The organism is Microbacterium sp. AG238 (assembly GCF_003610405.1).
Lineage (GTDB): Bacteria > Actinomycetota > Actinomycetes > Actinomycetales > Microbacteriaceae > Microbacterium.
Map to the genome: position 1 here is coordinate 172,904 of NZ_RAQC01000001.1, position 13,719 is coordinate 186,622.

Annotated in this window: 13 protein-coding genes; 12 read left to right on the forward strand and 1 reads right to left on the reverse strand. The window is 68.0% G+C overall.

Annotation, left to right across the window (positions count from 1 at the left end; translation table 11 throughout):
• The first annotated feature begins 10 nt into the window (after positions 1 to 10).
• The 6 genes from DEU36_RS00755 to typA all read left to right on the forward strand — a co-directional run bounded on the left by DEU36_RS00755 (position 11) and on the right by typA (position 8,906).
• The gene (locus tag DEU36_RS00755) at positions 11 to 565 is read left to right on the forward strand and encodes a PH domain-containing protein (protein ID WP_120262493.1); all 555 of its coding nucleotides are present in this window, start codon (positions 11 to 13) and stop codon (positions 563 to 565) included.
• Between the two features lie 269 nt (positions 566 to 834).
• Positions 835 to 2,559, forward strand: a complete 1,725-nt coding sequence (locus DEU36_RS00760) for an ABC transporter substrate-binding protein (RefSeq protein WP_120262494.1) — start codon at positions 835 to 837, stop codon at positions 2,557 to 2,559.
• A gap of 112 nt (positions 2,560 to 2,671) precedes the next feature.
• The gene (locus DEU36_RS00765) at positions 2,672 to 4,192 is read left to right on the forward strand and encodes an ABC transporter permease (RefSeq protein ID WP_120262495.1); all 1,521 of its coding nucleotides are present in this window, start codon (positions 2,672 to 2,674) and stop codon (positions 4,190 to 4,192) included.
• Positions 4,189 to 5,232: an ABC transporter permease gene (locus tag DEU36_RS00770; protein ID WP_120262496.1), complete on the forward strand. Its 1,044-nt coding sequence runs from the start codon at positions 4,189 to 4,191 to the stop codon at positions 5,230 to 5,232. The genes DEU36_RS00765 and DEU36_RS00770 overlap by 4 nt, the downstream gene beginning before the upstream one ends.
• Positions 5,229 to 6,884: an ABC transporter ATP-binding protein gene (locus DEU36_RS00775; RefSeq protein WP_120262497.1), complete on the forward strand. Its 1,656-nt coding sequence runs from the start codon at positions 5,229 to 5,231 to the stop codon at positions 6,882 to 6,884. The genes DEU36_RS00770 and DEU36_RS00775 overlap by 4 nt, the downstream gene beginning before the upstream one ends.
• 108 nt (positions 6,885 to 6,992) lie before the next feature.
• On the forward strand, positions 6,993 to 8,906 hold the full coding sequence (gene typA / locus DEU36_RS00780; RefSeq protein ID WP_120262498.1) for a translational GTPase TypA: 1,914 nt from the start codon (positions 6,993 to 6,995) through the stop codon (positions 8,904 to 8,906).
• A gap of 81 nt (positions 8,907 to 8,987) precedes the next feature.
• Here the strand turns inward: typA and DEU36_RS00785 are convergent, their stop codons facing one another.
• Positions 8,988 to 9,329 carry a DUF2200 domain-containing protein gene (locus DEU36_RS00785; RefSeq protein ID WP_120262499.1) on the reverse strand — a complete coding sequence of 114 codons (342 nt, stop codon included), beginning with the start codon at positions 9,327 to 9,329 and terminating at the stop codon, positions 8,988 to 8,990.
• A 49-nt stretch (positions 9,330 to 9,378) separates the two neighbouring features.
• Between DEU36_RS00785 and DEU36_RS00790 the strand changes: the two genes are divergently transcribed.
• From DEU36_RS00790 to DEU36_RS00815, 6 genes are all read left to right on the forward strand, one after another.
• Positions 9,379 to 10,104 (forward strand): AzlC family ABC transporter permease, encoded by a 726-nt coding sequence (locus DEU36_RS00790; protein WP_120262500.1) that lies wholly within the window; start codon positions 9,379 to 9,381, stop codon positions 10,102 to 10,104.
• A complete protein-coding gene (locus DEU36_RS00795) occupies positions 10,101 to 10,415 on the forward strand; it encodes an AzlD domain-containing protein (protein ID WP_120262501.1) in 315 nt (104 codons plus the stop codon). The genes DEU36_RS00790 and DEU36_RS00795 overlap by 4 nt, the downstream gene beginning before the upstream one ends.
• A 9-nt stretch (positions 10,416 to 10,424) precedes the next feature.
• Positions 10,425 to 10,826 carry a histidinol dehydrogenase gene (locus DEU36_RS00800; RefSeq protein WP_120262502.1) on the forward strand — a complete coding sequence of 134 codons (402 nt, stop codon included), beginning with the start codon at positions 10,425 to 10,427 and terminating at the stop codon, positions 10,824 to 10,826.
• A gap of 9 nt (positions 10,827 to 10,835) precedes the next feature.
• Positions 10,836 to 11,162 carry a ferredoxin gene (gene fdxA / locus DEU36_RS00805; protein ID WP_094261453.1) on the forward strand — a complete coding sequence of 109 codons (327 nt, stop codon included), beginning with the start codon at positions 10,836 to 10,838 and terminating at the stop codon, positions 11,160 to 11,162.
• The gene (dapC, locus tag DEU36_RS00810) at positions 11,159 to 12,265 is read left to right on the forward strand and encodes a succinyldiaminopimelate transaminase (protein ID WP_120262503.1); all 1,107 of its coding nucleotides are present in this window, start codon (positions 11,159 to 11,161) and stop codon (positions 12,263 to 12,265) included. The genes fdxA and dapC overlap by 4 nt, the downstream gene beginning before the upstream one ends.
• A 101-nt stretch (positions 12,266 to 12,366) precedes the next feature.
• The gene (locus tag DEU36_RS00815; protein WP_120262504.1) at positions 12,367 to 13,659 is read left to right on the forward strand and encodes a citrate synthase; all 1,293 of its coding nucleotides are present in this window, start codon (positions 12,367 to 12,369) and stop codon (positions 13,657 to 13,659) included.
• Positions 13,660 to 13,719 lie beyond the last annotated feature (60 nt).

Here is a 13,719-nt window from a genome sequence, read left to right on the forward strand (position 1 = left end):
GCAGCCCGGTATGAGCAAGACCTACCGTCCGGCGTCGGCGACCATCGCGGTCGTCGGCGCCGGTCTGCTCGGTGCCTTCCTCCTCGGGGACGCCTTCGTGCGGGGCGGCGTAGTGCAGGGGCTGCTGCTCGCGCCGTGGGTCCTTCTCGCGGTGTGGCTGATCTATACGCTGCTCTACGCTCCGTACGTGGCGACCGACGAGCGGGCGATCGTGATCGCGAACCCGCTCCGTGTGACACGGGTGCCGTGGCCGGCGGTGAGCGACATCCGGCTGCGCTGGCAGGTCACCGTAGACACCGTCGACGGGCGGTCCATCGCGGCCTTCGGCGGGCCGTCGCCGAGCAGACCGGCGCGCGTCGGACGCGGCGCCTGGTCGAGCGTGCGCGAAGAAGCAGCGAAGATGCCGACCGCGGTGAGAGAGATCGAAGAGATCCGCGCCGCGTGGGATGAGAACGCCTCGGAGGCACCCGCAGAGCCCATCACCCGCTCCTGGAACCGTGCCGTGCTGATCCCGCTCGCGGTGATCGTCGTGTGGGCGGCGATCGCGCTCGGTTTCGGCGGCTGATCACCGCTCGCGCGGCCGGAGTCGGGTCACCCTCCTGCGCGGATGCAGCGCGGGTGCACAAGTGCTCAGCCCCGCCGCTTCGCAATGAGCAAGGCGTACGCCGTCGGCGGCATGCGTAGGACACATTTTGCTAACGAACTCGTTTCGCGCAACACGTTGGAAACGAACGCACGCAAGGGTAGTTCTCATCTGAGCTCGGCGACCAGGTCACCGAGCGGGGAACGGAAAGGTCTTCCGTCGCCCGGATCATCAAGAGAACAGGAGTGGGAATGCGTTTTACGCGTATCTCCATGGCGGCCGCGAGCGCCGCAGCCCTGGCGCTCGTCGTCGCCGGCTGCGCGCCGGCGGACGGCGGCGACCAGGAGGCGAACTCGACGAGCCAGTCGATCGCCGTTTCGGTCGGTCCGAACGACTTCATCAGCTACAACGGCTTCACGCCGGAGACGTACTCGACGTACAACTCCGCGATCGTGGACCGGCTCCTCGCGGGCTTCAGCTACTTCGACGAGGTCGGGGCCATTCAGCCCAACGCCGACCTGGGCTCGTATGAGCTGATCTCCGAAGACCCGATGGTCGTCGAGTACACCATCGCCGATGACGCGAAGTGGTCGGATGGCACGCCCATCACGGTCGCCGACGCCGTTCTCGCGTGGGGCGTGCAGAACCCGAACCTCGCCGGCGCCGAGGGCCCCCTCTTCAACTCCGTTTCGCAGGACCTGGGCGACACCGTTCCCGCGGGCCCGCAGGGTGACGCCGACGCGAAGTCGTTCACCGTCGAGTTCGCCGCGCCCGACCCCGACTGGCAGATCCAGACCTGGCTGCTCAGCCCCGCGCACGTCGTCGCCGAGCAGGGCGGCCTGTCGACCGAGGAGCTCGTCGAGGCGATCCGCGGCGGCGACGCGGCTGCTCTCGCCGACGCGGCCGACTTCTGGAACACCGGATGGAACACCGCGCCCGGCACTCTGCCGGACGAGGCGCTCATCCCCAGCTCCGGTCCGTACGTGCTCTCGTCGTGGGAGGCCGGACAGTCGGTGACCCTCAAGCGCAATGAGAACTACTACGGCGAGCCCGCGGCCAATGACGAGCTCGTCATCCGCTTCGTCGAGCAGGACGCAATGGTCCAGGCGCTGCAGAACGGTGACCTCGACGTCATCGCCCCGCAGCCCTCGGTCGACACCGTCTCGCAGATCGAGGAGCTCGGCGACGCCGCTCAGCTGCTGACCGGCCAGACCCTGACGTGGGAGCACCTCGACTTCAACTTCAAGGGCAACGCGTCGCTCGCGAACAGCCTCGAGCTGCGCCAGGCGTTCGCGATGTGCGTTCCGCGCCAGCAGATCGTCGACAACCTCATCAAGCCCGTGAGCGCCGACGCCGAGGTCATGAACGCCCGCGAGGTATTCCCGTTCCAGGAGAACTACGACGAGGTCGTCTCGGCTGCCTACGACGGCCGCTACGACGAGCCGAACCTCGAAGAGGCCAAGGCCCTCGTCGACGCCGCCGGTGCTGCCGGCACGGTCGTCCGTATCGGCTACTCGGCGCCCAACCCGCGTCGCGCTGACGAGGTCGCTCTCATCAAGTCGTCCTGCGACCAGGCCGGCTTCGACATCCAGGACGTCGGCAACGCCGACTTCTTCCAGCCCGGCGGAACCCAGGAGCGCGGCGACTACGACGTGGCACTGTTCGCCTGGGCCGGCTCCGGCCAGATCACCTCGGGCCAGAACATCTACGCCACCGACAAGCCGCAGAACTACGGCGGCTACTCGAGCCCGGTCGTCGACCAGGCGTGGCAGACGCTGGTGACGAGCCTCGACGAGTCGGTGCACCTCGAGCAGACGAAGATCATCGAGAAGCAGCTGTGGGACGACCTGTTCGGCATCCCGCTGTTCGCTCACCCCGGTGTCGACGCTGCGGCCGCCGACATCCAGAACGCTCAGCACTCCGTGGGCCAGACCGGCATCATGTGGAACGCCGAGAAGTGGTCGCGCGCAGAATAAACGTATTCTGTCTCTGACACGTCCAGAGTGTGGGCCGTCGCTGCGGTGACGGCCCACACTCCCGTGAGGGGCACATAGGTGCCCCGCGTACGACCAAGGGACCTCGACTTCCGTGCTGAAATTCATCATCCGCCGTCTGGCGGCCGCGGTGGGCATCATGCTCGCCGCATCCCTCCTGATGTACGTCCTCACGATCAACTCCGGCGACCCGCTCGCCGACCTCCGCGAGAGCAACGCGGACAACCGCGAGCAGTTGATCGCCCGGCGTATCGAATACATGAACCTCGATCAGCCCTGGTTCGCCCGGTATCTCACCTGGCTGCTCGGGGCGAGCAAATGCCTCATCGGGCAATGCGATCTCGGCCTCACCCGACAGGGCGTCGAAGTGTCGACACTCGTCGGGCAGGCGGCGGCCTCGACGCTGAGGCTCGTTCTCCTGGCCACCGTGCTGGCCCTCATCATCGGCATCGCGATCGGTATCGTGACGGCTATCCGGCAGTACTCGGGCCTCGACTACGCCGTGACCTTCGCCACCTTCCTCTTCTTCTCGCTGCCGGTGTTCTGGGCCGCGGTGCTCTTCAAGGAGTACCTCGCGATCGGGTACAACGACTGGATCCGCGATCCGCAGCTGTCACCCGTCCAGATCATCGTGATATCCGTCTTGATCGGCTTCGTGGTGCAGGTCTTCGGCGGTGGCTCGTTCAAGCGTCGCGCGGTCACCTTCGCCTTCACCACGGTCTTCATCGGCGTCGCGCTGTCGCTGATGCTCGCGACCAATGCGTTCCGTGAGCCGCGCCTGACCATCATCGGCGTGGCCGTCCTGACCGTCCTGCTCGCGCTGAGCGCGACGGTGGCGTCGGTCGGTCTGCACAACCGGCGGGTCCTGGTCGTGGGCCTGTCCAGCGCCGGGCTCGTGGTGGTGATGCATCTGGCACTGACGAACGTGTTCATCTACTACATGAACTGGGGCGTCCTCGCCGCCGGCGCACTTCTGGCCATCGTCGTGCCGTTCGTCATCGGACGCTTCTTCGGCGGGCGTTTCCGCGGCCCGGCGACCGTCGTCGCGTTCGTGACGATCTTCGGCGGAGCCCTGCTCACCGTCGTCGACTCGCTGTTCCGCGTCTGGCCGTCATTCCTGCAGCGCAAGCCGCGGCCCATCTCGACGATCGGCGCTCAGACGCCGAACTTCGACGGGACGTTCTGGCAGACGTTCCTCGACATCGGCACGCAGATGCTGCTGCCGACGCTGCTTCTGACGGTGATCTCGCTCGCCTCGTACAGCCGCTACACGCGGACGTCGATGCTCGAGGTCGGAAACCAGGACTTCATCCGCACGGCGCGGGCCAAGGGCGTGCCCGAGCGACTGGTGATCTTCCGCCACGCGTTCCGCAACGCTCTGATCCCGATCGCGACGATCGCCGCGTTCGACTTCGCGGGCCTCATCGGCGGCGCGGTCATCACCGAGCGCGTCTTCGGCTGGAAGGGCATGGGCGACCTCTTCTCCACCGGTCTCGCCCAGGTCGACCCGAACCCGGTCATGGCCTTCTTCCTCGTGACCGGCCTGGCCGCGATCGTCTTCAACATGCTGGCGGACATCTTCTATGCCGTCATCGACCCGAGGATCCGAGTATGACGAACCCGAACGACAACGTCCCGACCACGACGTCGGTGCTCTCGGTCGCCGAGGCGGAGGACGCAGCTCTCGCCAAGAGCACCGCGGCGCCTCGCTCGCAGGCCCGGATCGTGTGGGGGCGCTTCCTGCGCCACCGCGCGGCGACGATCTCCGCGGTCGTGCTGATCTTCCTGACCCTGCTGAGCTTCACCTCCGTCGGCTTCGCCGGCATCCCGGGGTGGTGGCCCTACGACTACCGCGCCGCGGGCGACGTCGTCAACGGCGGCCTCCCGACGTTGAGTCTCATCCCGGAATGGCTCGGGGGCGACGGCATCCACATCGGCGAGCACCCGTTCGGTCAGGAGAACACCGGTAAGGACTTCTTCGCCTTGACCATGATGGGCACGCAGCGCTCGATCCTGCTCGGGCTCGTTCTCGGCATCTCGTCGACGGTCATCGGCACCGTGATCGGGGCCGTCGCGGGGTACTACCGCGGCTGGGTCGACTCCGTGCTGATGCGCATCACCGACCTGTTCATCGTCATCCCGCTGCTCGCCCTCGCGGCCGTCGTCGGTCAGATCGCGGGCAACCTCGGCAAGAACCCGATCCTGCTCGCGTTCCTGCTCTCGTTGCTGACCTGGACCGGGCTCGCCCGTCTCGTGCGCGGTGAAGTGCTGTCGCTCCGCGAGCGCGACTTCGTCCTCGCAGCCCGCGCCTCGGGTGCCGGGGGAGCGCGCATCATCTTCCGTCACCTCATCCCGAACGTCATCGGGGTCATCGCCGTCAATGCCACGTTCGCGATCGCGGGAGCAATTCTTCTGGAGAGCTCGTTGTCGTTCCTCAACTTCGGCGTGCAGCCCCCGGAGACATCTCTCGGTCTGTTGATCAGCCAGTACCAGGGCAGCTTCACGAGCCGTCCGTGGCTGTTCTGGTGGCCCGGAATGATGATCCTGGCGATCGCCCTGTCGATCAACTTCCTGGGTGACGGCATCCGTGACGCGTACGACCCGCGGCAGTCGCGCAGCGTGCGCCGCGAGATCAAGAGGAGGAACCGCGCATGAGCGTCACCGCCACGCGAACCGCACTGAAGTTCACCGACCTCTCGGTCACGTTCCTGACGGGCTCCGGAGACGTCGATGCTGTCAAAGGCATCTCGCTCGACGTAGCGCCGGGCGAAGTCGTCGCCGTCGTCGGCGAGTCGGGCTCGGGCAAGTCGGTCACCTCGCTCGCCGCGATGGGTCTCCTCGCCGAGAACGCGATCGTGCGCGGCTCGGTCACCGTCGGCGAGACCGAGGTGATCGGCATGCCGAACGAACAGATGCGCAAGCTCCGGGCGAGCGAGATCGCCATGGTGTTCCAAGAGCCCATGACGGCACTCAACCCGGTGCTGACGATCGAGCGTCAGCTGACCGAGATCTTCGAGCTGCACGACGTCGCCTACGGCGAGGACGCGCGCGATCGGTCCATCGAGCTGCTTCGGATCGTCGGCATCCCGGAGCCTGAGCGGCGGATCAAACAGTATCCGCATCAGTTCTCGGGCGGGCAGCGTCAGCGCATCGTCATCGCGATGGCGATCGCCCTGAACCCGAAGGTCATCATCGCCGACGAGCCGACGACCGCCCTCGACGTCACGGTGCAGGCCGAGATCCTCGACCTGCTGCGGCGACTCAAGGACGAAACCGACGCCGGCATCCTCCTCATCACGCACAACATGGGTGTCGTGGCCGACATCGCGGACCGCGTCGCGGTGATGTATCGGGGCGACCTCGTCGAGGTCGGCGCGGTCGAGGATGTCCTCACGCGGGCGCAGCATCCGTACACGAAGAAGCTTCTCGCGGCGGTCCCGCGCCTCGACCCCGAGCTGACCTCGCGGGCCGCGATGAGCGCGTCGCGCGACGTCGTGCTCGAGGCCAAGGGGCTCGTCCTCGAGTACGCCGGTCGGGGCAAGACCTTCCGTGCGGTCGAGGATGTGTCGTTCGACCTCGCCGCCGGCGAAGTCCTCGGGATCGTCGGCGAGTCGGGATCGGGCAAGTCGACGATCGCGCGCGCCGTGCTGGGCCTCATGCCCATCGCCGACGGAACTCTGCGCCTCGGCGGCCAGGACCTCGCCAAGCTCCGCGGGCGCAACGCGAAGAACGTGCGGCGCGAGATCGGGGTGGTGTTCCAGGACCCCGCGGCCTCGCTCGACCCGCGTTTCCCGATCGGCGACTGCATCATCGAGCCGATGGCGATTCATCGCGTCGGTACCAAGGCTGAGCGGCTCGACCGCGCGCGCGAGCTGCTCGACGCCGTCCGGCTGCCGCGCGATGTCCTCGAGCGTTACCCGCACGAGCTGTCGGGCGGTCAGCGGCAGCGCGTGTCGATCGCGAGAGCCCTCACGCTGCGCCCGAAGCTGTTCGTCGCCGACGAGCCGACCTCGGCTCTCGACGTCTCGGTGCAGGCCGCGGTGCTCGACATGCTGAAGGAGCTGCAGGAGACCTACTCGTTCGCCTGCATCCTCGTCAGCCATGACCTCGCGGTCGTCGACCAGCTCTCGGATCAGATCCTCGTGCTCAAGTCGGGCCGGACCGTCGAGCAGGGTCCGACCTCGCAGGTGCTGCTGCAGCCCCGCGAGTCGTACACGCGCGAGCTGCTCGCCGCATCTCCTGTGCCCGATCCGGTCGAACAGCGTCGGCGCAGAGCAGAGCGTCGCGCGGCTCTCGACGCCTCCTGAGGCCCGACCCCGGCCTCTCCGCAGGCGCCCCGCGAACTCGCAGGGCGCCTGCGTTAAACTGTCCCGTCGGCATCCCGGCGTTTTCCCTTCATCCTGAGGACCCCCTTCATGGCGCATGCCCTTCGTCCTGACCTCCGCAACGTCGCGATCGTCGCGCACGTCGACCACGGCAAGACGACGCTCGTCGATGCCATGCTCCGCCAGACCGGCTCGTTCGGAGAACACGCGCACGTCGAGGAACGTGCGATGGACTCCAACGATCTCGAGCGTGAGAAGGGCATCACGATCCTCGCCAAGAACACGGCGATCACCTACAACGGCGTGCACACCGACGTGCCGGTCACGATCAACGTGATCGACACCCCCGGCCACGCCGACTTCGGTGGCGAGGTCGAGCGCGGCCTGTCGATGGTCGACGGTGTGGTGCTGCTCGTCGACGCGTCGGAAGGTCCGCTCCCGCAGACCCGCTTCGTGCTGCGCAAGGCGCTCGAGGCCAAGCTCCCCGTCATCCTGCTGGTCAACAAGACCGACCGCCCCGACGCCCGCATCGCGGAGGTCGAGGAAGAAGCGCACGACCTGCTGCTCGGCCTCGCCGGCGACCTCGCGGACGACGTCCCCGATCTCGACGTCGACGCGCTGCTCGACGTCCCGGTCGTCTACGCCTCGGGTCGCGCGGGCGCCGCGTCGCGCAACCGTCCCGGCAACGGCGAACTGCCTGACAACGACGACCTCGAGCCGCTCTTCGAGGCCATCCTCGAGCATGTTCCGGCTCCGTCCTACGACGACGAGGCGCCGCTGCAGGCGTGGGTCACCAACCTCGACTCGAGCCCGTTCCTCGGCCGCCTCGCCCTGCTGCGCGTCTTCAACGGCACGCTGAAGAAGGGGCAGACCGTCGCATGGGTGCGCGCGGACGGCACGACGAGCAACGCCCGCGTCACCGAGCTGCTGAAGACCCGCGCCCTCGAGCGCTTCCCGGCCGACGACGCCGGCCCCGGTGACATCGTCGCCATCGCGGGCTTCCCCGACATCACGATCGGCGAGACCATCGCCGATCCCGAAGACGTGCGGCCGCTCAAGGCGATCACGGTCGACGACCCGGCGATCTCGATGACGATCGGCACCAACACCTCGCCCCTCATGGGCAAGGTCAAGGGCCACAAGCTCACGGCGCGCATGGTCAAGGACCGGCTCGACCGCGAACTGATCGGCAACGTCTCGCTGAAGGTCGTCGACATCGGACGTCCCGACGCGTGGGAGGTTCAGGGCCGCGGCGAGCTCGCTCTGGCGATCCTCGTCGAGAACATGCGCCGCGAGGGCTTCGAGCTCACCGTCGGCAAGCCCCAGGTCGTCACCAAGCGCGGCGAGGACGGCAAGCTCAAGGAGCCGTTCGAGCACCTGACCATCGATGCCCCCGAAGAGCACCTCGGTGCGATCACGCAGCTCATGGCGGCGCGCAAGGGGCGGATGGACGGCATGAGCAACCACGGCACCGGCTGGGTGCGCATGGAGTTCGTCGTCCCCTCCCGCGGTCTGATCGGCTTCCGCAGCGAGTTCCTCACGATCACGCGCGGCACCGGCATCGCCAACGCCATCTCGCACGGCTACGACGACTGGGCCGGCTCGATCACGACCCGTCAGAACGGCTCGATCGTCGCCGACCGCTCGGGCGTCGTGACGCCCTTCGCGATGATCGCCCTCCAGGAGCGCATGAGCTTCTTCGTGCAGCCCACCGAAGAGGTCTACGAGGGCATGGTCATCGGCGAGAACTCCCGCGCCGACGACATGGACGTCAACATCACCAAGGAGAAGAAGCTCACGAACATGCGTTCGTCGACCTCCGACTCCTTCGAGTCGATGACCCCGCCGCGCGTGCTCACCCTCGAGGAGTCGCTCGAGTTCGCCCGCGACGACGAATGCGTCGAGGTCACACCCGAGAAGGTGCGCATCCGCAAGGTCGTCCTCGCGGCGACCGACCGCGCCCGGGCCACCGCGCGCCTCAAGCGTCAGGATGCCAACGCCTGATCACGGCTCAGCCGCATCGCCCGCGACCCCGGAGCGCCGACCACGGCCTCCGGGGTCGCGGCGTCGGTGCCCGGGCGGCGCTCAGCCCCGCAGAATGCGCGACATCTGCTTGCCGCGCGCGACCTCGTCGACCAACTTGTCGAGGTAGCGGATCTTTTGCATCAGCGGGTCGTCGATCTCTTCGACCCGGATGCCGCAGATGACGCCGGTGATCTTCGTGGCCTCCGGGTTCAGGTGCGCCGCGGCGAAGAAATCCTCGAACGTCGTCCCGGCGGTCAAATGGGCCTCGAGCTCTGATTGCGAGAAGCCCGTGAGCCAGCGCGTCACCTCATCGACGTCGGCGCGCGTCCGGCCTTTCCGCTCCGCCTTGGCCACGTAGTGGACGTAGACCGACGCGACACTCATCGTGAACACGCGACTCATTCCGTCAGGGTATCCGGCGTCGGCGGGACGGGTCGATAGCATCGGAGCGATGGAGCAGGATGCCGCGACGCGGCGCGCGTGGCGCGATGGGATCGGGGTGGCGGTCGCGACGAGCGCTTACGGCGTGTCGTTCGGTGCGCTGGGCGTCGCCGCGGGGCTCGACGTCTGGCAGACCTGCGTGCTCAGTCTCCTGATGTTCACGGGCGGGTCGCAGTTCGCGTTCGTCGGCGTCATCACCACCGGCGGCTGGGCCGCCCTGCCCGCAGCCATCGCCTCCGCTGCACTTCTCGGCGTCCGCAACGTGGCCTACGGTCTGCGCATGGCGCCGGTGGTCGGCGGCAGTATCGCGCGGCGGCTGAGCGCGTTCCCCTTCACGATCGACGAGTCGACGGCCGTCGCGCTCGCCCAATCAGGCGCTCGCGCGCGGCGCATCGGCTTCTGGGTGACCGGGGTGGGCATCTATGTCGGGTGGAACCTCTTCACGCTCCTCGGGGCTCTGCTCGGCGACATCCTCGGCGATCCGCGTGCCTACGGTCTCGACGCGGCCGCCGCCGCGGCCTTCCTCGCACTGCTGTGGCCACGGCTGCGCCGGATGGAGGCGATCGTGGTCGGGATCGCCGCGGGTGTCGTCGCAGGTGTCGCCACGCCCCTCACGATGCCCGGCATCCCCGTGCTCATCGCCGGTGCCGTCGCGATCATGGTCGCCGCGGTGCTGCCGGGCAGACGTTCACCGGACACGGATTCCGAGAAGACGAAGGCGGGGGAGGCGCGATGACCCCCTGGACCGGCATCCTCGTCGCGTCGATCATCTGCGTGGCGTTGAAAGCCCTGGGCTACCTGCTTCCGCCGCGATGGTTCGACGGCGAACGCGCGCAGCGCATCATCGATCAGCTGACGATCGCCCTCCTGTCGGCTCTCGTCGTCGTGCAGACCCTCGGTGCCGGCACCGCGATCGTCGTGGACGCGCGGGTACCCGCCGTCGTGGCCGCCGCGATGCTTCTCGCTCTGCGAGCGCCGTTCCTCGCGGTGGTGGCGGTGGCCGCCCTCGTGGCGGCGGCGCTTCGAGCGTGGGGGTGGGCCGCCTAGACTGGCTCGGTGACTCAGACCTGGTCCCGCATGGCGGGATGGCTCGTCGCCGCTGTCGCGGGGGCCGTCTACGGTGTCGCCGGGACCATCACCCAGGCGTACGTCTGGGGCGTGCTTCCCATCGGGCTGATCGTCGCGACCGCCGGCATCACCGCTCTGGTCGCCGGCCTGCGGCTGCTCACGAGCGATCGCTGGGCGGCATTGGCCTGCGGTCTCGGTGCCCTCGTCGCCACCGTCGTCTTCTCCGGCCGCGGACCGGGCGGATCGGTCGTGGTGCCGGCTCCGCCGGAAGGCCAGCTGAGCACGGGCCTGATCTGGACGTTCGCGCTGCCGATCATGATCGCCGTCGTCGTCGGGTGGCCTTCGTTCGCGGGCGCGCGCAGGGCCGCCGCCTCCGATCGCACGAACTAGACTCGTCGTGTGACTTATGTGATCGCCCTCCCGTGCGTGGACGTGAAGGACCGCGCCTGCATCGACGAGTGCCCCGTGGACTGCATCTACGAGGGCGAGCGCTCGCTCTACATCCACCCGGACGAGTGTGTCGACTGCGGCGCATGCGAACCGGTGTGTCCGGTCGAGGCGATCTACTACGAAGACGACCTGCCCGCCGAGTGGCAGGACTACTACACCGCGAACGTCGAGTTCTTCGATGATCTCGGATCTCCGGGTGGCGCCGCGAAGGTCGGCGTCATCGCGAAGGACCACCCCCTCGTGGCCGCATTGCCGCCGCAGGGGGAGGGGCATTGAGCGTCCGCGACCTCGCCGACTACCCCTGGGATGCCGTCGCGCCGTGCGCCGAACAGGCCCGACGCCACCCCGACGGCATCGTCGACCTCTCGATCGGCTCGCCCGTCGACCCGACGCCCGAGATCGTGGCGCAGGCTCTGCGCGCAGCCACCGACGCCCATGCCTACCCGCAGACCGTCGGAACGCCGGCGCTGCGCGAGGCGATCGTGCAGTGGTACGAGCGCCGCCGCGGCGTTGCCGGACTGACCCCGGCCAACGTGCTCCCCACCATCGGGTCGAAGGAGCTCGTGGCACTGCTGCCGCTGCTGCTCGGCCTCGGCGCGGGGGATGTCGTCGTGCACCCGCGCGCCGCGTATCCGACTTACGAGGTGGGAGCGCGCCTCGTTGGTGCCACGCCCGTCGCCGCCGACGACCCCGCCGACTTCCCGGAGGGCACCCGGCTGGTGTGGGTGAACTCGCCCGGCAACCCCGACGGGCGCGTGCTCGATGTCGCGGAGCTGCGCGGGATCGTGGCTCGCGCGCGCGAGCTCGGTGCCGTCGTGGTCTCGGACGAGTGCTACGCCGAGCTCGGTTGGGACGGCCCATGGGCGCACGACACCGTGCCCAGCATCCTCGATCCGCGCGTCCGCGACGGCGACGTCGGGGGAGTTCTTTCGGTCTACTCGCTCAGCAAGCAGTCGAATCTCGCGGGCTACCGCGCGGCGTTCCTCGCCGGCGATGCGACGATCGTCGCGAGCCTGCTGACCGCACGGAAACACCTGGGCCTCATGCTGCCCCTGCCCGTTCAGCATGCGATGGTCGCAGCCCTTCACGACGATGAGCACGTCGCTCATCAGAAGGAGCTGTACCGGCGCCGGCGAGACGTGCTGCGTCCCGCGCTGGAACGAGCGGGGTTCCGCATCGATCACAGTGACGCCGGGCTCTACCTCTGGGCCACGCTCGGCGAGGACGCGTGGTCGACACTCGGGTGGCTCGCTGAGCGCGGCATCCTGGCCGGTCCCGGGCACTTCTACGGGACGCACTTTCCGCACCACGTGCGCTTCTCGCTCACCGCGTCGCAGGAGCGGATCGAATCCGCCGCTGCGCGCCTGGCGGTTTCGTAGGTTTTCTCCTACCGATCCGCTGATCCTTTGACGCCGTACGGAGTAGGCCCGTGCGCCCGATAGGCTGTAATGACCGCACCGGACGATCGCAAGGAGGCTTCGTGAACGACACGGGCACCCCGCAGAAGGCCACCGTCACCATCGGTGACCGCACCGCCGAATTGCCGGTGCTGCACGGAACCGACGGAGTTTCGAGCGTCGACTTCTCGACGTTCACAAAGCAGACGGGCCACACGAGCCTCGACTACGGTTTCGTCAACACCGCCGCGACACGCTCGGCGATCACCTACATCGACGGCGATCAGGGCATCCTGCGCTACCGCGGCTACCCGATCGAGCAGATCGCCAAGCACTCGACCTACCTCGAGGTGGCGTGGCTGCTGCTGTACGGCGACCTTCCGACGGCCGACGAGCTCGCCGACTTCGACGACCGCATCCGTCGCCACACGCTGCTGCACGAAGACCTGAAGCGCTTCTTCTCGTCGCTCCCGCACACGGCGCACCCGATGTCGGTGCTCTCCGCCGCTACGGCGGCACTGTCGACGTACTACGAGGACCAGTCCGACCCGAACAACCCGGAGCACGTCGAGCTCAACACGGTTCGGCTCCTGGCGAAGCTGCCGGTCATCGCCGCATACGCCCACAAGAAGAGCGTCGGCCAGGCCTTCCTGTATCCCGACAACTCGCTGAGCTTCGTCGACAACTTCCTGCGCCTGAACTTCGGTGTGATGGCCGAGGACTACGAGGTCAACCCCGTCGTCTCGCGGGCGCTCGAGCGTCTGCTCATCCTGCATGAGGACCACGAGCAGAACGCGTCGACCTCGACGGTGCGCTTGGTCGGTTCGACCGGCGCGAACCAGTTCTCGTCGATCTCCGCGGGGATCAATGCCCTCTACGGCCCGCTGCACGGCGGCGCGAACGAGGCCGTGCTCGACATGCTCGCCCGCATCCGTGATTCGGGCGAGAGCGTCGAGCGGTTCGTAGCGCGCGTGAAGAACAAGGAAGACGGGGTGAAGCTCATGGGCTTCGGTCACCGCGTCTACAAGAACTACGACCCGCGCGCGAAGCTCGTCAAGGAGTCGGCCGACGAGGTGCTCAACGAGCTCGGCGTCGTCGATCCGCTGCTCGACCTCGCGAAGGAGCTCGAGGAGATCGCCCTGAGCGACGACTACTTCCGCGAGCGCCGTCTGTACCCGAACGTCGACTTCTACACGGGCGTCATCTACAAGGCGATGGGTTTCCCGACCCGCATGTTCACCCCGCTGTTCGCGATCGGCCGTCTGCCCGGCTGGCTCGCTCACTGGCGAGAGATGCAGAACGACCCGCAGACCAAGATCGGGCGTCCGCAGCAGCTGTACGTCGGCTCGGCGGAACGGGACTACCCCACCTCCTGATCGGTCGGCCGACCTCGGCTGATCGGCTCGCCGGTCTCGCGCCCCGCTTCGAGCACCCCG

Bases quoted from the DNA above. Each gene is read 5' to 3' on its own strand.
- DEU36_RS00755 (WP_120262493.1), top strand. From the start codon at position 11: ATGAGCAAGACCTACCGTCCGGCGTCGGCGACCATCGCGGTCGTCGGC.
- DEU36_RS00760 (WP_120262494.1), top strand. From the start codon at position 835: ATGCGTTTTACGCGTATCTCCATGGCGGCCGCGAGCGCCGCAGCCCTG.
- DEU36_RS00770 (WP_120262496.1), top strand. From the start codon at position 4,189: ATGACGAACCCGAACGACAACGTCCCGACCACGACGTCGGTGCTCTCG.
- DEU36_RS00775 (WP_120262497.1), top strand. From the start codon at position 5,229: ATGAGCGTCACCGCCACGCGAACCGCACTGAAGTTCACCGACCTCTCG.
- typA (WP_120262498.1), top strand. From the start codon at position 6,993: ATGGCGCATGCCCTTCGTCCTGACCTCCGCAACGTCGCGATCGTCGCG.
- DEU36_RS00785 (WP_120262499.1), bottom strand. From the start codon at position 9,329: ATGAGTCGCGTGTTCACGATGAGTGTCGCGTCGGTCTACGTCCACTAC.
- DEU36_RS00790 (WP_120262500.1), top strand. From the start codon at position 9,379: ATGGAGCAGGATGCCGCGACGCGGCGCGCGTGGCGCGATGGGATCGGG.
- DEU36_RS00795 (WP_120262501.1), top strand. From the start codon at position 10,101: ATGACCCCCTGGACCGGCATCCTCGTCGCGTCGATCATCTGCGTGGCG.